Source organism: Mycobacterium sp. AT1 (assembly GCF_002043095.1).
Taxonomy (GTDB): Bacteria; Actinomycetota; Actinomycetes; order Mycobacteriales; family Mycobacteriaceae; genus Mycobacterium.
This window is the reverse complement of record NZ_MVOC01000025.1, coordinates 11,669-36,869: the sequence shown is the minus strand read 5'-3', so window position 1 is coordinate 36,869 and position 25,201 is coordinate 11,669. Positions and strand designations below refer to the sequence as shown.

Sequence of the window (25,201 nt, the reverse complement as noted above, 5' to 3'; positions counted from 1 at the left end):
TCATATCCATGACCACCACCGTCCCTGGCACGACCGCCACCCACGCCGACGTTCGCGACATCCTCAACCCCGCAACCGGCGCCGTCATCGAGACGGTCGCCGAACACGGCGCTGCCGGCGTCGACGCGGCCGTCGCCAAGGCGAAGGCGGCATTCGAGAGTGGGCAGTGGCCGGCGCTGGTTCGCAGCCAACGGGCCCGCCTGCTGCTGCGCATCGCCGACGCGATCGAGGCCAACGCCGACCGGCTCTACACGCTGGAGGCCGAGAACAACGGGCGGCCGATCACCGAGACCCGCGCGCAGTTGTCCCGGGTGCCGGAGTGGTTCCGCTACAACGCGGGACTGCTGGCCGCTCAGCGCCAGGCGGTCCTGCCCGGTGACGGCCCGTACCTGACCTATCAGGAGCGTCGCCCGCTCGGCGTCTGCGGCATCATCACCCCGTTCAACCATCCCCTGCTCATCCTTGCCCGCAGCGTGTCCGCCGCCTTGGCCAACGGCAACACCGTCGTGGTCAAGCCGTCGGAGCTGACGCCGCTGACCACCCTGGTGCTGGCCGACATCATGGCCGAGGCCGGCCTGCCCGACGGCGTGGTCAACGTGGTCACCGGTGCCAGGGCGGCCGGGGCCCGGCTCACCCAGCACCCCGACGTCGCAAAGATCACGCTGACCGGCGGCACCGAGGCGGGCCGCGCGGCGGCGATCGCCACGGCCTCCCGGTTCGCCAGAGTGACAGCCGAACTCGGCGGCAAGACCCCCGTCATCGTGTTCGACGACGTCGACCCCGTGGTCGCCGCCGAGGGCGCCGCGTTCTCCGCCTTCGTCGCCGCGGGTCAATCCTGTGTCGCCGGATCACGATTCCTGGTGCAGCGCAACGTGTACGACCAGTTCGTCGCCGCCCTTTCGGAACGCGCCCGCGCCATCCGCATCGGTGACCCCACCGATGCCGACACCCAGCTGGGCCCGCTGATCAGCGCGCGTCAACGCGACAAGGTTCAGGCTCTGATCCAGACCGGAGTCGACGAAGGCGCCCAGCTGGCCGCGGGCGGCGGAGTGCCCGAACTGCCAGAAGCGTTGCGGGAGGGCTTCTTCCTCGAGCCGACCGTGATCGCCGACGCCACCATGGCCAACACCGTCGCCATGGAGGAGATCTTCGGTCCGGTCGCCGTCGTCATCCCGTTCGACGACGAGGACGAGGCCGTGCGGATGGCCAACGACAACCGCTACGGCCTCGGCGCCGGAGTGTGGACCACCGACGTCGGTCGCGCCCACCGCGTCGCATCCAACATCGTGGCGGGCATGGTCTGGGTCAACGACCACCATCGCCTCGAGCCGTCCCTGCCATGGGGCGGAGTGAAGGAATCGGGTCTCGGCAAGGACGCCGGATCCGAGTCGTTCGACGACTTCTCCTGGATCAAGACCGTCGTCGTCCGCACCGCCGCCGATCACGTCGACTGGTACGGCGGTGGGGAAACCGGCCGGTTGAACTGATCCACCATCGAATCACTCGTCGCACGAAAGGAATTCACATGACGTCCAGTACCGCACCACCTCAGGGGTGGCGCAAGGAGATCACCCGCACCCAGTGGCTCGTCCTCGCGGGCACCACCCTCGGCTGGGGTCTCGACGGCTTCGCAGGCAGCCTCTACATCCTGGTCCTCGGGCCGGCGATGAGCGAGCTGCTCCCCAACAGCGGGCTGCAGGCCGGCCCCGCCACGATCGGCTACTACGGCGGCATGACCGTCGCCCTGTTCTTGATCGGGTGGGCGACGGGCGGCATCCTGTTCGGCGTCCTGGCCGACTACTTCGGTCGCACCAGGGTGCTGTCGCTTGGCATTCTCACCTACGCCGTCTTCAGCGCGTTGGCGGCCTTTGCAGACACCTGGTGGCAGCTCGGAATCCTGCGCTTCATCGCGGGATTGGGCTCCGGAGTGGAGGCACCCGTCGGCGCCGCCCTGATCGCCGAGACCTGGCGCAACCGCTACCGCGCCCGGGCAGGCGGAATCATGATGTCGGGCTACGCCGCCGGCTTCTTCGCGGCCGCCGCCGCCTACGCCCTCTGGGGTAGCCACGGCTGGCGACTGATGCTGGCGCTGGCCGGACTGCCCGCGCTGGTGGTGTGGTTCATCCGCCGCTACGTGCCGGAACCACCCGAGATCAACGCCCACCTGACCGCCCGCCGGGAACGAAAGAACAACGGCACCAGTACCGCTGCCGACCAGTTCGTCCTTCGCAGGCTGCTGGTACCGCCGTTCCGGCGGCCGATGCTGATCTGCACGGCCCTCGCGTCCGGAGCGCTCATCACCTTCTGGAGCGTGTCCACCTGGTACCCACAGATCATCCGCCAGCTCACCGCGGCCGAGAACTTGCCGACCGGGCTGGCCGATCACCGGGTGGCCACCGCCGCCATGCTGTTCAACGCCGGTGGCATCGTCGGCTACGCCTCATGGGGCTTCCTTGCCGATGCGATCGGCCGACGCAAGGCCTTCCTCGTCAGCTTTGGCGTCTCTGCCGTGACCGTGGCGTGGACCTTCCCGTTCGACCGTGCCTACACCGAATACCTCTTCGTCATGCCACTTCTCGGCTTCGGCTTGTTCGGCGCACTGTCCGGGACGTTCATCTACGCCCCCGAACTGTTCCCGCCGAGCGTCCGCGCCACCGCACTTGCCGTGTGCAACAGCGTGGGCCGTTACGTCACCGCTCTCGGCCCGCTCGCTGCCGGCGCCATCGCCACCTCGTGGTTCGGCGGCAACCTCGGCATCGCCACCGCGGTGGTGGCGGCCTTCGGCCTCATCGCCGTCGTCGGCCTGGCGTTCTGCAAGGAGACCCGCGGGGACGCCCTTCCGGTCGACGCCATTCCCGCACAACCCCTTCAGTCCACCGAGAAGAGCGCTTCATGACCGACTACTCCAACTCACACGCCATCGTCGTCGGTGGATCGATCGGCGGTCTCACCGCCGCACTGCTGCTGCGCGACCTCGGATTCACCGTCGACGTCTACGAGCGGACCCCCACCGCGCTCGACGGCCGGGGCAGCGGCATCGTCCTCCAACCGGACACCGTGCGCTGGTTCACCGAACGCAGCACGCAGAACCTCGCCGACCTCAGCACGTCGACCTCCGCGGTCCAATACCTCACCCCGGAGGGTGACGTGGAGTACCGCGAGGAGTGCACCTGGACCTACACCTCGTGGGGCACGTTCTACCGCGCGCTGCTCGCCGACTTCGGCACCGAGCGCTACCACTACGGCGAATATGCCTGCGGATTCAGCGAACACGACGACGGGGTCACCGTCCGCTTCGTCAGCGGTCGGCGGGAATCCGCCGACCTCGTGGTCTTCGCCGACGGCGTCACCTCGGTGGCGCGTGAACGGTTCGACCCCGAATCCGGGCTGCACTACTCGGGATACGTCGGGTGGCGGGGCACCGTCGCGCTGCGCGACCTCGACGCCGCGACGCGGGAAGTCCTGCAGGACGCCATCACCTATCAGGTGATCCCCAACTCGCACATCACGATGTACCCGATCCCCGGCGAGAACAGCCTCAGCATCGAAGACCGGCTGATGAACTACGTCTGGTACCGCAACGTGCCCGCCGGGCCCGACCTGACCGAGATGCTGATCGACAAGCGCGGTTTCGCCGGCTCAGTGTCCGTGCACCCGGGCCAGGTGCAGGACCGCTACGTCGACGAGATGAAGCAGACGGCCTCCGAGCGCATGGCACCGGCGATCGCGAGCGTCATCCGGGCCACCAAAACCCCTTACCTACAGGTCGTTTCCGACAGCCGGTCGGCCCGAATGGCGATGGGTCGGGTGGCGCTCATCGGTGACGCCGCCTGCGCGGCCCGTCCACACGCCGCGGCGGGAACGGCCAAGGCTGCGGCCGACGGGTGGGCGCTGGCCTCCGCACTCGCCGACGCCGGCGGTGACGTCGCGGCAGCACTGGTGAAGTGGGAGCCCGCCCAACTCCAGATGAGCGACGCCCTGTTGCGCCGTGTCGTGGCGATGGGCGAGCGTTCGCAGTTCAGCAACACCTGGACTCCTGGCGATCCCGACCTGCGCTTCGGGCTCTACGGCCCAGGCAAGTAACCAACCCGAAACATGAAGGACGACAACATGACCGACAGCAACTTCCTGTCCGACCTGCCCCTCGCCGGCGATCTCATCTCCACGAACTTCGACAGCTGGCCCGAATGGCTCAAGACCGAATTCACCGAGCACTCCCACGACGGCGAGGTCGGATCACGACTCCTCAGCGAGAACGACCGGGTGCGCGTGTGGGAGATCCGACTGGCCCCCGGCGAGCGCTGGCACGCCCACCGTCACGTGCTGGACTACTTCTGGACCGCGATCAACGCCGGTCGCAGCAGGCAACACACTTTCGACGGGACCGTGCGCGAGGTGTCCTACGATGCCGGCGAGACCCGCCACTTCCACTTCGGTCCCGAAGAATATCTGTTGCACGACATCGAGAACATCGGCGAGACCGAGCTGATCTTCAGCACCGTCGAGCACCTCGACAGTGCCAACGCGCCGCTTCCGCTGACCCTCGGCCGAAAGTAGGAGACGTCATGTCGCACTTGTTCACCCCCCTCGTGCTGCGCGAGGTGACCTTCGCCCACCGGGCCTGGATGTCGCCGATGATGCAGTTCGCCGCGGCAACGGACGGCGAGGACGTCGGGTCGCCGTCGGACTGGCACCTGCAGCACCTGGGTTCGCGGGCCGCCGCAGGAGCGGCGCTGGTCATGGTCGAGGCCACCTCGATACACCCACGGGGGCGTAGCAGCGTCTACGACACCGGGCTGTGGAACGACCGTCAGGCCATGGCATTTCGGCGGATCACCGACTTCGTCTCGGCGCAGGGTTCCGTGCCGGGCATCCAGCTGGTCCACGCCGGCCGCAAGGGTTCGACCGGGCGGCCCTGGCCCGACGAGAGCCGTGAGCCCGAGTCCTGGCAGACCGTGAGCGCCAGCACGTTGCCGTTCGGCCGGTTGGAAAGCCCGGCCGAGCTGAGCGTCGACGAGATCGGTTCACTCGTCCAGTCATTCGCCGAGTCGGCACGCCGAGCCGCCGATGCGGGCTTCAAGGTCTTGGAACTGCATGGGGCGCATGGGTATTTGATACACCAGTTCCTCTCCCCGCACTCCAACGCCCGCACCGATCAGTACGGCGGCTCGCTGGAGAACCGCCTGCGCTTCGCGCTCGAGGTCACCACGGCCGTGCGTCAGGCGTGGCCCGAGGAGCTACCACTGTTCTTCCGTGTCTCGGCCACCGACTGGCTCGGCGGTGACACCGACGACGAGCGCCCGGGGTGGACGGTCGACGAGACGCTCGAACTCGCGGCGCGGCTCAAGACCCTTGGCGTCGACCTGATGGACGTCTCCAGCGGTGGCTCCGCACCGGACGCGAAGATCGTCGTCGGACCCAGCTACCAGGTCCCATTCTCCGCCCGGGTGCGCAAGGAGATCGAAATCCCCACCGCCGCAGTGGGACTGATCACCGAGGCCGAGCAGGCCGACTCGATCATCGCCGACGGGGACGCCGACGCCGTGTTCCTGGCCCGGGTGCTCCTTCGGAACCCCAGCTGGATTCGGCAGGCCGCCGACGAACTCGGGGCCACGCTGTCGCACCCACCTCAGTACGCGCGCGCCTTCGGCTAGGCGCGGTCGTCGGCGGAGTCGACGGGCATCTGCGGTTGGGGTACCCAACCGGCTGCGGTCGACACCACCGATCTCGCACGTCACCGACACGTGGCGTGCGGGCTGCTAGCGTGCGACCGATGGGCAACACCGGCGCCGTTCAGATCGTCGTGATGGACGGCGCAACCGCCTCCACACTCTCGCAGATCCTGCCCCTGCTACTGCTCACGCTGATGGTCGAATTGCGGCGAAGCGCGTTGCACCAGAGGATCTCTCGGCTGCTGTTCGGCGTGTTCTTCTTGGTGTTCGGCGTCATCGAGACAGTGCTGGTGTTGTCGATCGACGGCACCCTCTACCCATTCCAGTGGGGCGATCTTCTCTCCGCCCTGGCCATCTTCACGCTGCTCACGATGATCTTCGTGATTTCATTCATCGACCCGGGCACCAATGGTGACGGCAATCGCAGGACGTAGAGCAGCCGTTCGATCCGTCGCCGTCGCGCGCGCAGCTTGAGGGTCACGCGGATTCCGACGACGAGCGCGGCGACGACCACGACGATCCACAGGATCGCGGCGACCAGGACGATCACCTCGACAGCGGTCATGCCGACGACCCTGCCCCATCGGGGTCCCGCCCAGGTCACGGCCAAGCCACACCTCGGGGCCAATCTTCCGGCTAGCTGCAAATGGGAATGGGTGTCAGCAGCGACGACACGGGCGGTTCCGCGCAAGCAGGATTGGAGACGTCAAACAGACCGACCCACACCAGGAGCCATCATGAAGACACCGTTCACCTACGTCATCCCGGGACTGGCCGCCATCGCAATCGGCAGCGTCGTCGCCCTCGCCCCCGCCGCCAACGCCGCGCCCCTGCCTGCACCGGCCATCAGCTCCGTGACGGTGACCGCGAGCGGTGAAGGCGCCGATCCGCTGGTGCCCTATGGCACCGACCCGCAGGAACCGTCCCGCCTGGGCTACGTGGACTCCACCCACGACGAGCTCAACACCACCAATGGACAGGTAGACCTGCCGTTCTGACACACGTGAGAGGCGGCGGCCCGGTCGGCACGACGACCCCGCCGCCGCCTACGTGCGCTGTGCTGCAGGTGCTCTCATTCCGAGCCGATCGCAGACCTCCGCAACCGTGAGGCCGCAGGTGTCGACTTCCACGTACTCACCACTCCACGGCGCGTAACTCGTGGCGCGGTCGCACACCATCGGCCACGTCGGCTCGAGAAGACGGGTGAACTCCCGCCACCGCCCTTCCAGACGTCGCCGGTGCTCGACCGGGTCCGAACACGTCAGCACCACGAACGTCACCGGTTCGGCCACCCGGCCCCACGTGCCGCGCGCCGCCTCGCTGTCGTTCACCGCGTCGACGACGACGGTTCTGCCCAAGGCCAGGTTCGCCCTGGCCATCGACGCGACCGCTTCATAGGCGGCGACACCCAGCTGCCAGCCGGGTTCCAGACCGCAGGCCAACAGCGCGTCTTCGACCGGGTCCACCGACAGATGCACGCCGCCCACCCGTCTCGCGATCTCGGTGGCCACTGCGGTCTTTCCGACGCCAGGCAGCCCGGATACGACGAGCAACGCTCCCACTGCCGGATGGTCCACGGTCAAGGTCACTGGCTCCTGGTGTCTTCGGGGTAGGCGTGGACGAGCGCGGAGGTCAGGCGCGGAACCGCGTGCGTGAGTGCGTGTTCGGCGTCGTGGGCGATGCGATGGGCATCGGACAGCCCGAGGGTCGGATCCACGTCGAGTTCGGCATCGACATGCAGCGTATGCCCCAGCCATCGCATCTTCACGCTGCGCACCCCGGTGACGCCGGGTTCCGCCGCCAGCGCGGCCTCGGCCGCGTCGACGTAGGTCGGGTCGACCCCGTCCATGAGGCGACGGAAGACGTCGCGCGCCGCGGTGCGCAGTACCGCCAGGATCGCCGCCGTGATGACGAGCCCGATGATCGGATCGGCCAGTGGAAAGCCAAGGGCGACCGCACCCGCGCCGAGGAGCACGGCCAGCGAAGTGAAGCCGTCGGTGCGGGCGTGCAGCCCGTCGGCCACCAGGGCCGCCGATCCGATCCGCCGACCGACCCGAATCCGGTACACCGCGACGACTTCGTTGCCGACGAAGCCGACCAGGCCGGCCATCGCGACCCACCCCACGTGCTCGACGGGGACGGGGTCGACGAGGCGGCGGATCGATTCGATCCCGGCGACGACGGCAGACACGGCGATCATGGCCACGACGAACAGCCCGGCCAGGTCCTCGGCGCGGCCGAAGCCGTACGTGTAGCGCCGGGTGGCGGCCTTCGTGCCCATTGCGAACGCGATCCACAGCGGGATCGCGGTCAGCGCGTCGGAGAAGTTGTGAATGGTGTCGGCAAGCAACGCGACTGACCCGGAGACGGCGACGACGACGATCTGCGCGACGGCCGTCGCCCCGAGGGTCAACAGGCTGATCTTGACTGCTCGAATCCCGGCGGCGCTGGACTCCAGCGCGTCGTCGATGCTGTCGGCGGCGTCGTGGCTGTGTGGTGCGAACACGTCGCGAACGGCGGAGCCAAACGACCCGCCCCAGCCGTCGCGATGGTCGTGATGGTCGTGGTCGTGATGGTGGTCGTGCGTGTTGATCGGCTGGTGGGCCATCACGCGTTCCCAGCCCGAGGCGATGCGGATTCGGGATGTAGCGCGCGTAATTCGGCGGCGCCCGCGTGGTGCCCGGGGACGCCCGGTCCAGAATGTTCGGCGTTGAACACCGCGTCGGTGACCAGCTGTGCGACGTGCTCGTTCTCCAAGCTGTAGTAGATCGTGGTTCCGTCGCGGCGTGGGCGAACCAGCCGCGCCATCCGCAGCTTGGCCAGGTGCTGCGACACAGACGGTGCTGGCTTGCCGACGTGCTCGGCGAGTTCGTTGACCGACATCTCGTGGTCCACCAGCGCCCAGAGCACCTGCACGCGGGTCGCGTCGGCGAGCATCCGGAACACCTCCACGACGACGCCCACCTGGTCGCCGGGCAGCCGACGACGACATCCACCGTTACTTGCATTCATACGCAGATAATGTACGCGCCAAAGCGCTCAAGCCGAACCTGTGGATTTTCGTACAGTTCACTGTCGATTTGCCACAATCTTACTTTGCCGCTGTTTTACGAATAAAATCGTGGTTCCGCTCGACCATTTCGGTTAGCGAAGGGCGAGACACGATGATGCAGCCGGGCCGCACGATCGCACGCGTGGCGCGAAGACGCGCAGGACAGCTCCGCCGAGCCTCAGATCACCTGCGGCCGACGCCGCCGATTGACCGCATCGTGGACGACGCAGACACCTATTGGGCTGGACGAGACGACCCAGCGTGGGAGAGCAACGCGCACTGGCGTTCCGGGTTGGGTGAAGAGCACTGGCGCACCGTCGGCGCGGAGCACTTGGCGATCTTTGGCATGTTCGCGAAGGCGCTCGACTTGCCCGCGAAACCAGGCGTCGTCGTCGAATGGGGCTGCGGCGGTGGCGCCAATGCGGTGGCCTTCGCCCCCGCGGCCGACGAGTTCGTGGCCGTCGACGTCTCCAGCGACAGCGTCGACGAATGCGTGCGCCAGGTCGCGCTGGTGTGCGACACCCCTGTCGTGCCGCTGCCGGTCGACATCAGGGAGCCCGAGCGAGCAGCCGGCGGGCGCGAGAACAGTTGCAACACCTTCATCTGCCTCTACGTGTTCGAACTGCTTCCGAGCGTCGAGGACGTCAAGCGCATCCTGCGCATCGCCGAACGCATGCTGGTTCCGGGTGGCGTCGCGTTCGTGCAGTCGAAGTACCACACCGCCGACTGGCGACCCCGGGCGTACAAACGGGACTACGCGCACAACCTCTCGGAGATGACGTCGTTCGGCATCGACGAGTTCTGGTCGCTGACAACCGACATCGGACTCACTCCTCGACTGGTGACGCTGGTGCCGGAGAACCACCTCGACAACCACTACGCCTACTACGCCCTCACCAAGGACGCCTGGTAGGCCGGCGTCAGGCCCGTTCGCGAAAGCCCTGCTGACGGATGGCATCCCGGTCGATGAGCGAGTGGACTTCGCTGATCCGCCCGCCGTGGAACCGGTAGAACACGTGCTCGGCGAACGACACCCGTTGTCCCGTCGGCTCGAACCCGAGGAACTCGTGCTCAGGAGTGCACTGGAAGAAGAGCCGGCAGGACACGACGCGATCGTCGGCCAGCAGAATTTCCGGAACGAATTCGACGTCGGGGATCGCGTGCGTGTCAGACTCCAACATCGCGCGATACCCGTTCAGTCCCAGAGCGCGCCCGTTGTGCACGACGTCGTCGGCGACGTAGTCACCAAGTGCCGACCACCGCCGATCATTGAGGCACGCAAGGTAATTGCGATAGGTCTCGAGCAGGTCGTCGTCGTTCATCAATTAGCCACCTTCCCTTCACGTTTCGGTTCTGACCTCCGTAGCCGAGACGTCGGCAGGATTGGTGTTGGCCCCGCACAAAACGACACACGTCGTCTTACCCTCCACGAAGCCGGCCAGCTCCGGGCTGCGCAACCCCGCCAGCGCTGTCGCCGCACCGTGCTCGACGACGATTCGGTTGTTCTCCCAAAGGCTTTGGCGTGCACGAACGATGTCGGCGTCGGACACACGAATGCTGTGAACGGTCTCGTGCTTGGCCGCGTGAAGGGCCAGTGAAGTGGCCCGGCGAGCCCCGAGTGAATCCGCCGCAACGGAGTCGACGGGAACGTCCACGAGGTGTCCCTTCTCCACGGCAGCGTTCAGCGCGCGGGATCCCTCCGGCTCGACGGCCACCGTAGCGATGCCATGGTGCTGGGCCACCGTGGCGACCCCGGCGAACAGGCCACCGCCGCCGACGGCCACGACGACGACGTCGACGCCGGGAAGCTGGTCGTGGATCTCTTCCATCAACGTCCCGGCGCCTGCCGCGATGAGCGCATGATCGTAGGCGTGCGAGACCAATGCACCGCTCCGCGACGCGAAGTCGTTGCACGCGGCCAGGGCGTCCGCGTAGTCGGCGCCCTCCAAGCGGACGTCAGCGCCATACGCACGCAGCCGGTCGACCTTCACCCGAGGCGCGCTCGCCGGGACGAAGACGGTTGCAGTCGTTCCGTGTTGCGCCGCGGCCCAGGCGCACGCGAGTCCTGCGTTGCCACCCGAGGCGATCGTGATTCCCGCCTCGGGGAGCGCCCCTGATTCGAGGTGCGCCCTGACGAAGTTCTGCGCGCCGCGGGCCTTGAACGTCCCCGTGTGCTGCAAGAACTCGAGCGCCAGATGCGTCGAGCCGTCGCGCGCAATCGCCACGCGCCGCACCGAACCGGCGATCCGTTGAGAAGCCGCTCGGACGTCGCCGATGGTCAGCGCATCCACACCCGTCACCTCACCCTCGTTGCCAGAAGTCGAACCTCGACTTCTAACAATTCTGCGCTACCGATAAAGGCCACGGCGCCTGGTGACTGTCCGCCGCCGACCTCAGCGAGTGTGGGCCCTGCGTACGAAAACCACGCCGATCGCGTGCATAACCCCCACGCTCGACGCGAGCTCAGACGTTGAACCGGAACTCCACCACGTCACCGTCGACCATCACGTAGTCCTTGCCTTCGATCCGCACCTTGCCCGCCGACTTCGCCGCGGCCATCGATCCCGCGGCGACCAGGTCCTCGAAGGACACGATCTCGGCCTTGATGAAGCCCTTCTCGAAGTCGGTGTGGATGACGCCCGCCGCCTTGGGCGCGGTGTCGCCCCGGTGGATCGTCCACGCCCGCGATTCCTTGGGCCCGGCGGTCAGGTACGTCTGCAACTTGAGCGTGTGAAAACCGGCGCGCGCCAACGCATCCAGGCCCTTCTCGGTCTGACCGATGGACTCCAGCAACTCGGCGGCCGACTCGTCGTCGAGCTCTTGCAGTTCGGCTTCGATCTTCGCGTCGAGGAACACCGCGTCGGCGGGCGCGACCAACGCTCGCAGCTCGGCCTTCTTCGCCTCATCGGTCAGCACCGACTCGTCGGCGTTGAACACGTACAGGAACGGCTTGGTGGTCATCAGGTTCAGCTCGCGCAGCGGCGCGGTGTCGACGCCGGAGGCGAACAGCGTGGTGCCACCGTCGAGCGTCGCCTGCGCGGCCACCGCAGCCTCGTGCACCGGCTTGCGGTCCTTGTTGTTGCGCGCTTCCTTCTCCAGCCGCGGCACCGCCTTCTCCAACGTCTGGAGGTCGGCCAGGATCAACTCGGTCTCGATGACCTCGATGTCGGACTTGGGGTCGACCCTGCCGTCGACGTGGACGACGTCGTCGTCGGCGAACACCCTGACCACCTGACAGATGGCGTCGCATTCACGGATGTTGGCCAGGAACTTGTTCCCAAGGCCGGCCCCTTCGGAGGCGCCCTTGACGATGCCGGCGATGTCCACGAACGTGACCGGCGCCGGCACGGTCTTCTCCGAGCCGAAGATCTCGGCGAGTTTGTCGAGCCGCGGATCCGGCAGCGCGACGACACCCTCGTTCGGTTCGATGGTGGCGAACGGATAGTTCGCGGCGAGCACGTCGTTGTTGGTCAACGCGTTGAACAGCGTCGACTTTCCGACGTTGGGAAGTCCGACGATTCCAAGATTGAGGCCCACGGGTTGAACAGTCTAGGCGTCGACCGGCCTCGGTCCGTGGGCGCGCCAGCGCGCGCTGTTCCTGCACTCGTCGCGATTGCCGGTACGGTCGACGTGTGTCAGGACTGCGCGGACGGTCGGCGGTGGCCGCCGACCACAGATCGGCGCTGCCCCATGTCCCCGGAATCCCCTGGTGGGGAGCCGCGATCGTGGCAGCCACCCTCACGGCGATCGGCGTTGCGTTCGACGCGGGCGCTGGCGACAAGGCCCTCGGTGGCGTCTTCGCCGCGTGTTACGTGCTCGGCTGCCTGGCCGCCGTGCTCGCGGTTCAACAGTCGGGCGTCTTCACCGCGGTCATCCAACCTCCGCTCATCCTGTTCGTCGCCGTGCCGTTCGCCTACTTCGTGTTCCACGGCAGCACCTTCACCGGCATCAAGGACACGCTGATCAACTGCGGATACCCGCTGATCGAGCGATTCCCACTGATGTTCTTCACCTCCGCGACGGTGCTCGTCATCGGCATGGTCCGCTGGTATCTGGGGGCAGCAGCACGCCGCCTCGTCGCCACGGACCCCGAGCCGACCTCCGATGCCCCCGACGTGGCGGCAGCCGCCACCGCGCTGGCCGGCAAGTCACGTCGCAGCACCCGCAGCACCCGTAGCGCGGAGGCCCGCGCGGCCCGCGCCGCCGCAGCGGACTCGGCCGCGCTCGACGTCGACCCGATGGGCGACGAGGCACCACGACCCTCCCGCCGCACCCCCAGGACGCCCGCCACGGGTTCCGAGAGGGCCACGGGAGCGGCCGCCGGCCGGCCCCCGAGACGCTCGCGGCACTCGCGTCCGCCCGAGACCGAGATCATCGAACCCGTGCAGGACCGGCCCCGCAGGCGAAGCACCGCGCCCGTCGACCCGCCCGCCGAGCCACGCCGCCGTCCCCGCGCGACCGAGTCCCGTACCCGCGAGCCCCGGGAACCCCGTGAGCGGCGCCCAATGCCCCCGCTGGACCGCAGGAGTAGCGCCCTCGACCGCGACCGGCCGGAGCGTCCGCAGCGGCGTGAGCGCCCTACGGACTACGAGCGTGGCGAGCGAAGTGAACGGCCCGAACGTCGTCGGCCGCGCCCCACGGACTACGAACCGTATGAAGCTTTCGAGCCCCCGGTGACCCGCACCAACGGCGGCAGCGGCACGCATCACCCGATCTCGCGGGTGCGTTATCGCGGGTCGGAGGAAGACGAGTCACGGACCGAACACCGCACGAATCCGCGTCGGCCCCGCCATTCGGCGCCCGAATCCTGGGAGTGAGCGGCTAGGCGTTGCGCTTGGCGCGGATCGCCTTCGGCAGCGTGAACACCAACGTCTCGTTGGCGGTCGTCACCGGCTGCACCGTGCCGTAGCCGTAGTCGGCCAACCGTTCGAGCACGCCGCGCACCAGCACCTCGGGCACCGAGGCACCGGAGGTCACGCCGACCGTCGTCACGCCGTCCAGCCAGGCCGGGTCAATGTCCTCGGCGTAATCCACCAGGTACGACGCGTCCGCGCCTGCTCCGAGCGCCACCTCGACCAGCCGCACCGAGTTCGACGAGTTGCGCGAACCGACGACGATCACCAGCTCGCACTCCGGCGCCATCACCTTGACCGCCACCTGGCGGTTCTGGGTGGCGTAGCAAATGTCGTCGCTGGGCGGGTCCTGCAGTTTCGGGAAGCGCTGACGCAGCCGCTGCACGGTCTCCATGGTCTCGTCCACGCTGAGCGTGGTCTGCGACAGCCAGATGACCTTGTTCTCGTCCCGCACGGTGACGTTGTCGACCGAATCGGGGCCGTCGACCAGCTGAACGTGGTCGGGGGCCTCGCCTGCGGTGCCGACGACCTCTTCGTGGCCTTCGTGACCGACCAGCAGAATGTCGTAGTCGTCGCGGGCGAACCGCTTGGCCTCGTTGTGCACCTTGGTGACCAGCGGGCAGGTGGCGTCGATGGTGGTCAGGTTCCGCTCGGCGGCCTCGACGTGCACCGTCGGTGCGACGCCGTGGGCGGAGAACACCACGATCGCACCCTCGGGGACCTCGTCGGTCCGTTCGACGAAGACCGCGCCGGCCTTGGCCAGGGTCTCCACCACGTAGCGGTTGTGGACGATCTCGTGGCGCACGTAGACCGGTGCGCCGTGCTTCTCCAAGGCCCGCTCGACCGTTTCGACCGCGCGGTCGACGCCTGCGCAGTATCCGCGCGGCTCGGCGAGCAGGACGCGCTTACCCTCAACCGGCGCGACGACGGAAAGGGTCGCGCCCGGCATACCCATGTTGATCGTCTCCGGCATGGGTCCAGGGTACTTACCGTCGGGCTACCAGCACCACCTGCGGACTCGCCCGTACTCTTGCACCCATGGCTACTGCACCATATGGAGTCCGTCTGCTGGTCGGCGCCGCGGTGACCGCGCTCGAGGAAACTCGCAGGCTGCCGCAGACCGTCATCACCTACCCGATGACCATCGTCAGCCAGTTCGCCCAATTGGTGATGAAGATGCAGCAGGACGTCGCGGACCTGGTGAACCGGGGCGACGAAACCCTGGAACAGCTCTTTCCGCCGAAGGACGAGCAGCCCGAGTGGGCCACCTTCGACGAGGACGACGACGATTCCGACGAGCCCGAGGATGACGCTCCCCGCAACGGCGAGCGCCTCACCGAGGGTAGGTTCGCGCTGTACAGCACCGGCGAGCCGGGATCGCGCGACGACGCCGAACCCGAACCTGCGACGAGCGTCGACGCCCCGGTGCCCGGCGTGGTCTCCGACCTGGACTACGAGTCGTTGACGTTGGCCCAGCTGCGAGCCCGGCTGCCGTCGGTGAAGGTCCCCGACCTCGAGGCGCTGCTGGCCTTCGAGGAGGCGACCAAGGCGCGCGCCCCGTTCCAGACGCTGATCGCCAACAGGATCACCCGCGCGTCCGCCAAGTAATCCCGTGATTACCCCCGTCGCTTCGCTCGCCCTGCCGTGACAGAACCCGCCCAGGGCAAGTCCGCCGACAACCCGTGGCCGGTCCGATCCGTCGCAATGATGGTCAAGGACTGGATCGACAAGCTCGGCACGGTGTGGGTCGAGGGTCAGATCGCCCAGCTGAACGTCCGGCCGAACTCCTCCACGGCCTACATCACGCTGCGGGATCCGGCCGCCGACATGTCGCTGCAGATCACCTGCCCCCGCGACCTGGTGTTCAACGCACCGGTGCAACTCGCCGAGGGCACCCAGGTGATCATGCACGGCAGACCCAACTTCTTCGTCGGCCGCGGGTCGTTTTCGTTGCGGGTCAACCAGATTCGCGCCGTCGGCATCGGCGAGCTACTGGCCCGCATCGATCGGCTTCGCCAGCTGCTCGCCGCCGAGGGCCTGTTCGACCCGCGGCTCAAGCGTCCAATTCCGTTCCTGCCCAACACCGTCGGGTTGATCACCGGACGCGCGTCCGCCGCGGAGAAGGACGTCATGTCCGTGGCCGAGGCGCGCTGGCCCGCCGTGCGCTTCGCGTTGCGCAACACCATCGTTCAGGGTCCGAGCGCGGTACCCCAGATCGTCGAGGCTCTCCGGGAACTCGACGCCAACGCCGAAGTCGACGTGATCGTGCTGGCCCGTGGTGGCGGCAGCGTCGAGGACCTGCTGCCCTTCTCCGACGAGACGTTGTGCCGCGAGATCGCCAAGTGCACCACGCCGGTGGTGACCGCCATCGGCCACGAGCCCGACAATCCGCTGTGCGATCTGGTCGCCGACGTCCGCGCCGCCACGCCCACCGACGCCGCCAAGCGGGTGGTCCCGGACGCCGCAGCCGAGCAGGCGCGCGTCGCCGACCTCCGTGAGCGCAGCGCCAGGGCCCTGCGCAGCTGGGTGCACCGCGAACAGCGCACGCTGGATCAGCTGCGCAGCCGTCCGGTGTTGGCCCAACCCCTGGCCGCACTGACCGCACGAGTCGAGGAAGTTCACCGCGCCAGGGCGACGGCCCGCCGCGACGTCATGCGTCTGATCGAGACCGAGTCCCGCAGCGTCGGCCACCTGTCGGCGCGGCTGGCCACCCTGGGGCCGGCGGCCACCCTGGCACGCGGCTACGCGGTGGTGCAGATCGCGTCGGACTCCATGGCGGTTCTACGGTCGACTACGGACGCGCCTGCGGGAACCCGACTTCGAATCCGCGTCGCCGACGGCGCGATAACAACGGTGAGCGAGGGACCAGATGAAGCCCATTAGTCAACTCGGATACGAGCAGTCCCGCGACGAACTCATCGAGGTGGTGCGCCAACTCGAAGAGGGTGGACTCGACCTCGACGCGTCGCTCAAGCTGTGGGAAAGGGGCGAGGAGCTGGCCAAACGTTGCGAGGAGCATCTGGCCGGCGCCCGGGAGAAGGTGGAGCGGGCACTGGCCGCCAGGGACGACGCCGACGCCTGACCGCACGACCCCCTGACACCGCGGGGGTCGAAACTGGAACACGTTTCAGTTACTCTCCCCCTATGGGTGACACGACTCTGACCACTGACCTCGGCCGAGTGCTGGTGACCGGCGGCTCCGGCTTCGTCGGCACCAACCTCGTCACCGAGCTGCTCGACCGCGGCCACGCCGTCCGCTCGTTCGACCGCGCGCCGTCGCCGTTGCCCGCGCGCGACCGGCTCGAGACCGTCGTCGGGGACATCACCGACGAAGACGACGTCGCCCGTGCCGTGGGGGGCGTCGACACCGTCATCCACACCGCCGCGATCATCGACCTGATGGGCGGCGGTTCCGCGCCGGCACGTGAGCGCAGTTTCGCCGTCAACGTCGGCGGCACCAAGAACCTCGTTCATGCCGCCCAGTCCGCAGGGGTGAAGCGCTTCGTCTACACCGCCTCCAACAGCGTCGTCATGGGCGGACAATCCATCACCGACGGTGACGAAAACCTGCCATACACAACGCGGTTCGCCGACCTGTACACCGAAACCAAGGTGGTCGCCGAGAAGTTCGTGCTCGCCGAGAACGGCACGGCCGGCATGCTCACGTGCAGCATCCGACCCAGTGGCATCTGGGGCCGAGGTGACCAGACGATGTTCCGCAAACTGTTCGAGAGCATCCTGGCCGGTCACGTCAAGGTGCTCGTCGGCGGCAAGAACGTCAAGCTCGACAATTCCTACGTACACAACCTGATTCACGGTTTCATCCTCGCCGGCGAGCACCTGGTGCCCGGCGGCTCGGCACCCGGGCAGGCGTACTTCGTCAACGACGGCGAACCCGTCAACATGTTCGACTTCTCCCGGCCGGTGATCGAGGCGTGCGGTCACAGCTGGCCCCGGTTGCGGGTGTCCGGCCGGCTGGTCCACAAGGTGATGTCGGTGTGGCAGTGGCTGCACTTCCGCTTCGGACTCCCCCGGCCGTTGCTGGAACCGCTTGCGGTGGAACGCGTCTACCTCGACAACTACTTCTCGACGGCGAAGGCCGAGCGCGACTTGGGCTACCGCCCGCTGTACACCACCGAGGCCGCCATGGCCGACTGCCTGCCGTACTACGTCGACCTCTACGCGCAGCTCAAGGGTGCGGGCTTACCCGTGCCCGCTCCCGCGTGACGTTTTGACTCAAACCGTGACAGGCGACGCCCCGCACGCCTAGCGTGAGTTCCCTACGGTTCGATTCGAGCGAGGGAGCTCATCATGCCCGGCGGAAAGCCCAACATCCTGGTCATCTGGGGTGACGACATCGGCATCTCGAACCTGAGCTGCTACAGCGACGGCATGATGGGCTACCGCACCCCCAACATCGACCGCATCGCGAACGAGGGCATGCGCTTCACCGACTCCTACGGCGAGCAAAGCTGCACCGCGGGCCGGGCGGCGTTCATCAGTGGGCAAAGCGTGTACCGCACCGGAATGAGCAAGGTCGGCGTTCCCGGCGTCGACATCGGTTGGGCGGCTGAGGATCCGACCATCGCCGAGCTGCTCAAGCCGCTCGGCTACGCCACCGGGCAGTTCGGCAAGAACCACTTCGGCGACCGGAACAAGTACCTGCCGACCGTGCACGGCTTCGACGAGTTCTACGGCAACCTCTACCACCTCAACGCCGAGGAGGAGCCCGAGCAGTACGACTATCCGCACAAGGACCAGTTCCCCCGACTCTACGAACTCGCCCTCCCGCGTGGGGTGCTGAAGTGCACGGCACTCGACGAAGTGTCAGCCGAACCCGACGACGAGAAGTTCGGACCGGTCGGCAGGCAGACCATCGAAGACACCGGGCCGCTGACCGCCAAGCGCATGGAGACCATCGACGACGACATCGCCGACCTCACGGTCGACTACATCCGGCGTCAGCACGAGGCCGACACCCCGTTCTTCGTCTGGTGCAACTTCACCCACATGCACCTCTACACCCACCTGAAGCCCGGCAGCAAGGGTCAGGCCGGCATGTGGCAGTCCGAGTACCACGACGCGATGATCGACCACGACCGCAACGTGGGCACGGTGCTCGACGCGCTCGACGAGCTCGGCATCGCCGACGACACGATCGTCATCTACTCCACCGACAACGGCCCGCACCGCAACAGCTGGCCCGACGCGGGCACCACGCCGTTCCGCAGCGAGAAGAACACCAACTGGGAGGGCGCCTACCGGGTGCCGGAGTTGATCCGCTGGCCGGGAAAGATCAAGGCGGGCAGCATCTCCAACGACATCGTCCAGCACCACGACTGGCTGCCGACCCTGCTGGCCGCGGCTGGCGATCCCGACATAAGCGAGAAACTGAAGAAGGGCCACAAAGCCGGGCGCGACGGTGACACCGAATACAAGGTCCACATCGACGGCTTCAACCTGCTGCCCTATCTGATGGGCGAAGTCGAGAACAGCCCGCGCCGCGGCTTCTTCTACTTCAACGACGACGCGCAGATGGTCGGCATGCGCTTCGAGAACTGGAAGATCGTATTCGCCGAACAACGCGCCCAGGGCACGCTGCGGACGTGGGCCGAGCCGTTCACCGAACTGCGGGTGCCCAAGCTGTTCAACCTGCGCACCGACCCGTTCGAGTACGCCGACATCACCTCGAACACCTACTACGAGTGGTTCCTTCGCCGCGACTTCTTCGTCTTCTACGCCACGGCGATGGCATCGATGTTCCTCGACACCTTCAAGGAGTTCCCACCGCGGCACGAGCCGGCCAGCTTCAGCATCGACCAAATCGTCAAGAAGCTCAACGACTTCCTGGCCGCCGACTAGATGCTGGAATCCTGGAGCGACGGGCCCACGAAGGTGGCGATCGTCGACTTCGTGGAGCGCGTGGTCACCGACGTCCCGCCCGAGGAGCGGGTCGCCGTCTTCGACAACGACGGCACGCTGTGGTGCGAGAAGCCGATGTACGTGCAGCTCGACTTCCTGCTGCGGCGCTTCAAGGAGCAGGCCGAGGCCGACGCGTCGCTGCGCGAGAAGCAGCCGTACCGGGCGGCCTACACCGGTGACCTCGGGTGGCTCGGCGACGCCGTCACCAAGCACTACGGGGGTGACGACGCCGACTTCAAACTCCTTCTGGCAGCCGTCCTCTCGGCGCATCACGCGATCACAGTCGACGAACACGCCAGCCGGGTCGACGCGTTCTTCGCCGAGGCCATGCACCCGACTCTGGGGCGGCCGTACACGTCCTGCGGGTACGCCCCGATGGTGGAACTGCTGCGGTACCTGGAGGCCAACGGGTTCACCAACTACATCGTCTCCGGCGGCGGTCGGGACTTCATGCGACCCATCACCTGGCAGATGTACGGCATCCCCCGCGAGCGGGTCGTCGGCAGCTCGGTCGGCCTGAGGTTCGAGAACGCCGATGTCTACACCACCGCCGAACCCGAATTCCTCGACGACGGCCCGATGAAGCCCGTGCGGCTGTGGAGCCGAATCGGCCGTCGACCCATCCTGGCGGCGGGAAACTCCAACGGCGACATCGAGATGCTGGAGTTCACCCGCGGCCTGAAGCTGCTCGTCAGGCACGACGACGCCGACCGGGAATTCGACTACGTCACCGGTGCGGAGAAGGCCCTGGACCTCGCCGAGGCCGGCGGATGGACGGTCGCCAGCATGAAGTCGGATTGGACGACGGTCTTTGACTGACCACCGCGTCGAGACTGCGCTCACGGCGATGGTTACTCGCACTTTCGCGCCGTCACCGCAGTCTCGACGACGCGGAGTCGTGCGATGACGGGTGGCGACGGCATGGCGTGGATCCCGCCGCAGACCGCGATGCTGGGCTCCGACGCGCACTACGCCGAGGAGGCACCCCTTCGCGAGGTGACCGTCGACGGCTTCTGGATGCAGACCCACCAGGTCACCAACGCCGACTACGCCGCCTTCGTGGACGCCACCGGCTACGTCACCGTGGCGGAGCGGCCACTTGACCCCGCCGACTACCCGGGCGCGCCACCGGAGAATCTGCAACCCGGGTCGATGGTCTTCCGCCGCACCCCGGGCCCGGTCGACCTGCGCCACCTGAGTCAGTGGTGGGCATGGACGCCGGGCGCCTGCTGGAACCATCCCCGCGGACCGCGGTCGACCACGCGCGGCCGCGAGGACCATCCCGTCGTGCACGTCGCGCTCGAGGACGCCACGGCGTACGCCGACTGGGCGGGGCTGAGCCTGCCGACCGAGGCGCAGTGGGAGGTCGCGGCGCGCGGCGGACTGCACGGCACCACCTACACCTGGGGTGACGAGCCGGAACGGCCTGGCCAACGCCTCGCCAACTACTGGCACGGCGAGTTTCCCCATCTCCCCGACACCGGATACGGCACCACCGCACCGGTCGGGAGCTTCGCCGCGAACGGCTACGGCCTCTTCGACATGGCTGGCAACGCCTGGGAGTGGACCACCGACTGGTGGTCGGACACCGGCGACGTCGAATCATGCTGCGCGGCAGACAGTTACGACCCAGCCCAGCCGCAGTTCGCGATCGGACGCAAGGTCGTCAAGGGCGGTTCGTTCCTGTGCGCGGACGGTTACTGCCTGCGGTACCGCCCCGCCGCACGGCGCCCACAAATGCTCGAGACCGGAATGAGCCACATCGGATTTCGGTGCATTTGGGAGGCCAACGCTGGTGAACCGCGACCGTCTAGGCAATGATGCCTGCAACACGTTCTAGTTGACTAGGGAGCTGCATGACGGACGCCGTACTGGTGACGGGCGCCTTCGGGCTGGTGGGATCCTCGACGGTGAAACGGCTCGCCGCAGACGGCCGCCGGGTGGTGGCCACCGACCTCGACATCCCGGCCAACCGCAAGGCTGCCGAGAAGCTCCCACCGGGCGTCGAGGTTCAGTACGCGGACCTGACCGACCCCGCCGCGGTGGACGCCCTGGTCGCGGGCGTCACGCCTGCTGCGATCATCCACCTCGCCGCGGTCATCCCGCCGTTCATCTACACGAGACGAGAACTCGCCAAGAAGGTGAACGTCGAAGCGACTGGCTCGCTGCTGGCCGCCGCCGAGAAGCAGCCCATCAGACCGCGGTTCGTCCTGGCGTCCAGCATTGCGGTCTACGGGGCGCGCAACCCGCACACCCACCCGGACGTGTTGACCGCGGACACCCCGCTCAACCCGGTCGACGTGTACGGCGCGCACAAGGTCGCGGCCGAAGCGCTGGTCCGCGCGTCCACGCTGGATTGGGTGATCCTGCGCCTCGGCGGGGTGTTGACCGTCGACCCCGCGGCGTACATGAAGATGGACAACCTGTACTTCGAGGGCGTGCTCCCCGTCGACGGCCGCATCCAGACAGTCGACGTGCGTGACGTGGCACGGGCCTTCGCCGCCGCGACCGCCGCCGACGCCGTCGGCGAAACACTGCTCATCGGCGGCGACGACACGCATCGCCTCGTCCAAGGTGACGTCGCCCCCGCGATGGCCGCGGCGATGGGCCTCGTCGGAGGCCTGCCGACCGGGTTGAAGGGCGACCCGGCCCGCGACGACGACTGGTTCAACACCGACTGGATGGACACCTCTCGTGCGCAGGAAGTGCTCAAGTACCAACATCATTCGTGGCCCGAGATGCTGATCGAGACGGCCAACAAGGCCGGCGTCAGCCGTCACCTGCTGCGTGTTGCCGCACCGCTGACCAAGGCCATCTTCACCCGCCGCGCGGCCTATCACGGCCGCACCGAGCCCTACGCCGACCCGTGGGGCGCGATCGCCGCGAAGTGGGCCGACCCGCGACCGGACGGGAGCAAACCGTGAAAGGCGCAGTCGTCGTAGGAGGAGCGTCGGGAATCGGCTGGGCGTCGGCTCGGGCACTCGCCGCCGACGGATACCGGGTCGTCATCGCCGACCTCAACGGCGACGCCGCAGCCGCCAGGGCCGCCGAGCTCGGTGATACGCACCTCGGACAGTTCGTCGACGTCGCCGACGAAGCCACCGTGGCAACGCTTTTCGATCAAGTCGGCGAATGCGACGCGGTCGTCAGCTGCGCTGGCTTCTCGACCTTCGGCCCCATCGTCGACCTGCCGGTCGAACAGTTCCGCTCGGTCGTCGACGTGTGCCTGACCGGTGCGTTCATCGTCGCCAAGTACGCGGGCAGCCACCTCGTCGACGGCGGATCGTTGGTGTCGATCTCCTCACTCAACGCCCGCCAGCCCGCCATCGGCATGAGCGCCTACTGCTCGGCCAAGGCCGGGCTGTCGATGCTGACCCAAGTCGCCGCACTCGAACTCGCACCGCGAGGCATTCGGGTCAACGCCGTCGCACCGGGGTTCGTGCTCACCCCGCTCACCGAGGGCGCCGCGCTGGTGCCCGGAGTCGTCGAGGAATACGTCGAGAACACGCCGCTGGGGCGGGCGGGAAGACCGGAGGACGTCGCCGAGGCCGTGCTGTATCTGACCAAGGCGGCGTGGCTCACCGGCGAGGTGCTTGACCTCAACGGCGGCGCCCACCTGAAGCGGTACCCGGACATCCTCGGCCACCTCACCAAACTGGCAGCGCCGTAGGCTCATTCCCGTGGCCATGACGACGGAGTTCACCCAAACGCAGAAGCGCGCTCTGGCCGTCGCGGTCGTCGTCGCCTTGGCCTTCGGCGCGTACTTCCTCCGCGGCTACTTCATGCTCGTCGTCGTGGCGGCCGTCGCGGCCTACCTTTTCAACCCGCTGTTCAACTGGTTCCTCACGCGCTTCAACCGCGGGCTGTCGGTGACGTTCACGTTGTTGGCCGCAATCTTCGCGGTGATCATCCCGTTGTCGTTGCTGATCCTGTTGGCCGTGGTGCAGATCAGCGCCATGGTCCGCAGTGTGTCGGATTGGGTGTCACGCACCGACTTGAACTCGCTCGGCGATCAGGCGCTGAAGTGGACCAACGACGCCGTCGACAAGATCCCGTTTCTCGGTGACGTCCAGGTGACACCGCAACTGCTGCAAGAGAAGATGAGCACCGTCGCCCAAAGCGTTGGCGAATACGCGCTGGGCGCGCTGCAGGGTGCCGCGGGCGGACTCGCCGGTGGGCTGACCGCGGCCGTGCTGTTCATCTACGTGTTCATCTCGCTGCTCTCCAACCGCGAACGCGTGCAGACGCTGATCCGCCAGCTCAACCCGCTCGGCGAGGAGGTCACCGACCTCTATCTGGAGAAGATGGGCGCCATGGTGCGCGGCGCGGTGTTCGGCCAGTTCGTCATCGCGCTGGCCCAGGGGTTGGCCGGTGCGGTGTCGATCTACCTGGCCGGCTTCCACGACGGCTTCTTCATCTTCGCGATCCTGCTGACCGCGCTGTCGGTGATCCCGCTCGGCGGTGGCATCGTGAGCATCCCGTTCGGCATCGGAATGATCTTGTTCGGCAACGTCTTCGGCGGCATCTTCGTCATCGCCTGGCACCTGATCGTCGTGACCAACATCGACAACGTCCTGCGACCGATCCTGATCCCGCGGGCCGCCCGCCTGGACTCGGCCCTGATGCTGCTGGCGGTCTTCGCCGGGATCACGATGTTCGGCTTCATGGGCATCATCATCGGACCGGTGTTGATGATCGTCATCGTCACCACGGTGAGCGTCTACCTCGCGGTGTTCAAGGGCGTGCCGATCGACGAACCCGAGGACCACGACGAGGACAAGGGTCCCGGCCCCGTCGCCCGCCTGATCGAGAAGGCGCGGCGACGAATCTGGAGCCGCCGCAAGCGGCAGCAAGCGCAGACCGCGACTACGCGGCCAGCCTCTGCTTGAGGAAGGCAACGACCCGCTTGCGGGCCTCGTAGGCGGGGTGACCGTCGACTTCGCGAACCTCGAGGGTCAGCACCGAGTGGGCCATCTTCCCGAACCCGTGCGCGTTGCCCTTCTTCGAATCGATCTCGATCACCTCGAAGGCGTCCCCCAGCCGGGCCTTCAGCGTCGCGAAGCGCGCACCGGGCGACAGCGGGTCCTCGCTGAACCGCAACGCAAGCGCGCACAGGCCGTCCTCGGCGACGCGGCGTTCGACGACCTTCAGCTCGGCTTCCGACAGGCCGGGATCGGCCTTCTGCTTGGCGGTCAGTCCAATCGGCAGCGACGGCTGGCTCAGCACCGGGGCCAGCACGCTGTCGTCCACCGCGGCAGCCAAGGCGAAGCCTCCGCTCCAGCACTCGCCGATGACGCCGACGCCCTTGCCAGGCGTCCGCTCGTTGAGGTCGCGGGCCAGCGCGCGCAGGTAGTGGGCGACGGGCCGGTCGGCGTTGGTGGCGAAGGCGGCGAACTCCTTGGCCACGCAACCGCGCAGCATCACCGGAACCGCACCTGGCCGGACGCCCTTCGCCCCGGGCGTGCCGTAGAGCGACGGACACGCCACGGTGAACCCGTTGTCCACCAAGTGGTTTCCGAGAGCCAGGACGCCTGGGTGGATGCCGGGCATCTCGGGAATCAGGACGACGCCGGGGCCCTCGCCCTTGCGGTAGACGTCGTAGGTGAATCCCTCGGCGGTGAAGGGCGCGACGGCCCATCCGGTGAGGTCTGCTTCCGGAGCCGCCCCGGCGGCGACATCCGACTTGCGTCCGGGCATGGGCA

General features: G+C 67.6%; 27 protein-coding genes. 19 read left to right on the top strand and 8 right to left on the bottom strand.

Features of this window, described 5'->3' with window-relative positions:
- Nucleotides 1-8: 8 nt before the first annotated feature.
- The 7 genes from B1790_RS12235 (at nucleotide 9) to B1790_RS12205 (ending at nucleotide 6,670) form a co-directional block, all read left to right on the top strand.
- Nucleotides 9-1,487, top strand: a complete 1,479-nt coding sequence (locus tag B1790_RS12235; RefSeq protein WP_079923487.1) for an aldehyde dehydrogenase — start codon at nucleotides 9-11, stop codon at nucleotides 1,485-1,487.
- A gap of 38 nt (nucleotides 1,488-1,525) precedes the next feature.
- Nucleotides 1,526-2,896 (top strand): MFS transporter, encoded by a 1,371-nt coding sequence (locus tag B1790_RS12230; RefSeq protein ID WP_079923486.1) that lies wholly within the window; start codon nucleotides 1,526-1,528, stop codon nucleotides 2,894-2,896.
- Nucleotides 2,893-4,083, top strand: a complete 1,191-nt coding sequence (locus B1790_RS12225; RefSeq protein WP_079923485.1) for an FAD-dependent monooxygenase — start codon at nucleotides 2,893-2,895, stop codon at nucleotides 4,081-4,083. Before B1790_RS12230 ends, B1790_RS12225 begins: the two co-directional genes overlap by 4 nt.
- 27 nt (nucleotides 4,084-4,110) lie before the next feature.
- Entirely contained in the window at nucleotides 4,111-4,557 is a 447-nt protein-coding gene (locus tag B1790_RS12220) for a hypothetical protein (protein WP_079923494.1), read from the top strand.
- Between the two features lie 8 nt (nucleotides 4,558-4,565).
- Complete coding sequence (locus B1790_RS12215; protein WP_079923484.1) at nucleotides 4,566-5,654, top strand: NADH:flavin oxidoreductase/NADH oxidase; 1,089 nt, start codon at nucleotides 4,566-4,568, stop codon at nucleotides 5,652-5,654.
- Between the two features lie 119 nt (nucleotides 5,655-5,773).
- Nucleotides 5,774-6,106, top strand: coding sequence for a hypothetical protein (locus B1790_RS12210; protein WP_079923483.1), 333 nt, complete (start codon nucleotides 5,774-5,776; stop codon nucleotides 6,104-6,106).
- A 303-nt stretch (nucleotides 6,107-6,409) separates the two neighbouring features.
- Nucleotides 6,410-6,670: a hypothetical protein gene (locus B1790_RS12205; protein WP_079923482.1), complete on the top strand. Its 261-nt coding sequence runs from the start codon at nucleotides 6,410-6,412 to the stop codon at nucleotides 6,668-6,670.
- 48 nt (nucleotides 6,671-6,718) lie between these two features.
- On the opposite strand, the gene B1790_RS12200 is transcribed toward B1790_RS12205, so the two are convergent.
- From B1790_RS12200 to B1790_RS12190, 3 genes are read right to left on the bottom strand one after another with little or no spacing between them, the layout of a single operon-like run.
- Nucleotides 6,719-7,261, bottom strand: a complete 543-nt coding sequence (locus tag B1790_RS12200; RefSeq protein ID WP_079923481.1) for an AAA family ATPase — start codon at nucleotides 7,259-7,261, stop codon at nucleotides 6,719-6,721.
- A complete protein-coding gene (locus B1790_RS12195) occupies nucleotides 7,258-8,280 on the bottom strand; it encodes a cation diffusion facilitator family transporter (RefSeq protein WP_079923480.1) in 1,023 nt (340 codons plus the stop codon). The genes B1790_RS12200 and B1790_RS12195 overlap by 4 nt, the downstream gene beginning before the upstream one ends.
- Complete coding sequence (locus tag B1790_RS12190) at nucleotides 8,280-8,684, bottom strand: metalloregulator ArsR/SmtB family transcription factor (RefSeq protein ID WP_079923479.1); 405 nt, start codon at nucleotides 8,682-8,684, stop codon at nucleotides 8,280-8,282. The genes B1790_RS12195 and B1790_RS12190 overlap by 1 nt, the downstream gene beginning before the upstream one ends.
- A gap of 257 nt (nucleotides 8,685-8,941) precedes the next feature.
- Between B1790_RS12190 and B1790_RS12185 the strand changes: the two genes are divergently transcribed.
- Nucleotides 8,942-9,637, top strand: a complete 696-nt coding sequence (locus B1790_RS12185) for a class I SAM-dependent methyltransferase (RefSeq protein ID WP_158083811.1) — start codon at nucleotides 8,942-8,944, stop codon at nucleotides 9,635-9,637.
- Nucleotides 9,638-9,644: 7 nt separating this feature from the next.
- On the opposite strand, the gene B1790_RS12180 is transcribed toward B1790_RS12185, so the two are convergent.
- From B1790_RS12180 to ychF, 3 genes are all read right to left on the bottom strand, one after another.
- Entirely contained in the window at nucleotides 9,645-10,046 is a 402-nt protein-coding gene (locus B1790_RS12180) for an ester cyclase (protein ID WP_079923477.1), read from the bottom strand.
- Nucleotides 10,047-10,064: 18 nt separating this feature from the next.
- Nucleotides 10,065-11,024: a serine/threonine dehydratase gene (locus tag B1790_RS12175; RefSeq protein ID WP_233165076.1), complete on the bottom strand. Its 960-nt coding sequence runs from the start codon at nucleotides 11,022-11,024 to the stop codon at nucleotides 10,065-10,067.
- A 163-nt stretch (nucleotides 11,025-11,187) separates the two neighbouring features.
- The gene (ychF, locus tag B1790_RS12170) at nucleotides 11,188-12,261 is read right to left on the bottom strand and encodes a redox-regulated ATPase YchF (protein WP_079923475.1); all 1,074 of its coding nucleotides are present in this window, start codon (nucleotides 12,259-12,261) and stop codon (nucleotides 11,188-11,190) included.
- A 95-nt stretch (nucleotides 12,262-12,356) separates the two neighbouring features.
- On the opposite strand from ychF, the gene B1790_RS12165 reads away from it, so the two are divergent.
- Nucleotides 12,357-13,541: a DUF6542 domain-containing protein gene (locus B1790_RS12165; protein WP_079923474.1), complete on the top strand. Its 1,185-nt coding sequence runs from the start codon at nucleotides 12,357-12,359 to the stop codon at nucleotides 13,539-13,541.
- Nucleotides 13,542-13,545: 4 nt separating this feature from the next.
- Here B1790_RS12165 and B1790_RS12160 read toward each other — a convergent pair whose 3' ends face one another.
- Nucleotides 13,546-14,550: a 4-hydroxy-3-methylbut-2-enyl diphosphate reductase gene (locus tag B1790_RS12160; protein WP_079923473.1), complete on the bottom strand. Its 1,005-nt coding sequence runs from the start codon at nucleotides 14,548-14,550 to the stop codon at nucleotides 13,546-13,548.
- A 65-nt stretch (nucleotides 14,551-14,615) separates the two neighbouring features.
- On the opposite strand from B1790_RS12160, the gene B1790_RS12155 reads away from it, so the two are divergent.
- From B1790_RS12155 to B1790_RS12110, 10 genes are all read left to right on the top strand, one after another.
- Nucleotides 14,616-15,185, top strand: coding sequence for a lipid droplet-associated protein (locus B1790_RS12155; protein WP_079923472.1), 570 nt, complete (start codon nucleotides 14,616-14,618; stop codon nucleotides 15,183-15,185).
- Between the two features lie 36 nt (nucleotides 15,186-15,221).
- Nucleotides 15,222-16,460: an exodeoxyribonuclease VII large subunit gene (gene xseA / locus B1790_RS12150; RefSeq protein WP_079923471.1), complete on the top strand. Its 1,239-nt coding sequence runs from the start codon at nucleotides 15,222-15,224 to the stop codon at nucleotides 16,458-16,460.
- Complete coding sequence (locus B1790_RS12145) at nucleotides 16,447-16,659, top strand: exodeoxyribonuclease VII small subunit (protein ID WP_056559267.1); 213 nt, start codon at nucleotides 16,447-16,449, stop codon at nucleotides 16,657-16,659. Before xseA ends, B1790_RS12145 begins: the two co-directional genes overlap by 14 nt.
- A gap of 62 nt (nucleotides 16,660-16,721) precedes the next feature.
- Nucleotides 16,722-17,804, top strand: a complete 1,083-nt coding sequence (locus tag B1790_RS12140; protein WP_079923470.1) for an NAD-dependent epimerase/dehydratase family protein — start codon at nucleotides 16,722-16,724, stop codon at nucleotides 17,802-17,804.
- Between the two features lie 84 nt (nucleotides 17,805-17,888).
- Nucleotides 17,889-19,439 (top strand): arylsulfatase, encoded by a 1,551-nt coding sequence (locus tag B1790_RS12135; protein WP_079923469.1) that lies wholly within the window; start codon nucleotides 17,889-17,891, stop codon nucleotides 19,437-19,439.
- Complete coding sequence (locus B1790_RS12130; RefSeq protein WP_079923468.1) at nucleotides 19,440-20,318, top strand: HAD family phosphatase; 879 nt, start codon at nucleotides 19,440-19,442, stop codon at nucleotides 20,316-20,318.
- Nucleotides 20,319-20,402: 84 nt separating this feature from the next.
- Nucleotides 20,403-21,320 (top strand): formylglycine-generating enzyme family protein, encoded by a 918-nt coding sequence (locus B1790_RS12125; RefSeq protein WP_079923467.1) that lies wholly within the window; start codon nucleotides 20,403-20,405, stop codon nucleotides 21,318-21,320.
- 35 nt (nucleotides 21,321-21,355) lie between these two features.
- A complete protein-coding gene (locus B1790_RS12120; RefSeq protein WP_079923466.1) occupies nucleotides 21,356-22,423 on the top strand; it encodes an NAD(P)-dependent oxidoreductase in 1,068 nt (355 codons plus the stop codon).
- Complete coding sequence (locus tag B1790_RS12115; RefSeq protein WP_233165075.1) at nucleotides 22,420-23,169, top strand: SDR family NAD(P)-dependent oxidoreductase; 750 nt, start codon at nucleotides 22,420-22,422, stop codon at nucleotides 23,167-23,169. The genes B1790_RS12120 and B1790_RS12115 overlap by 4 nt, the downstream gene beginning before the upstream one ends.
- A 16-nt stretch (nucleotides 23,170-23,185) precedes the next feature.
- Nucleotides 23,186-24,388, top strand: coding sequence for an AI-2E family transporter (locus tag B1790_RS12110; protein WP_079923464.1), 1,203 nt, complete (start codon nucleotides 23,186-23,188; stop codon nucleotides 24,386-24,388).
- Here B1790_RS12110 and B1790_RS12105 read toward each other — a convergent pair.
- The gene (locus B1790_RS12105) at nucleotides 24,366-25,196 is read right to left on the bottom strand and encodes a dienelactone hydrolase family protein (RefSeq protein WP_079923493.1); all 831 of its coding nucleotides are present in this window, start codon (nucleotides 25,194-25,196) and stop codon (nucleotides 24,366-24,368) included. The two genes, B1790_RS12110 and B1790_RS12105, sit on opposite strands and share 23 nt — an antisense overlap.
- Nucleotides 25,197-25,201 lie beyond the last annotated feature (5 nt).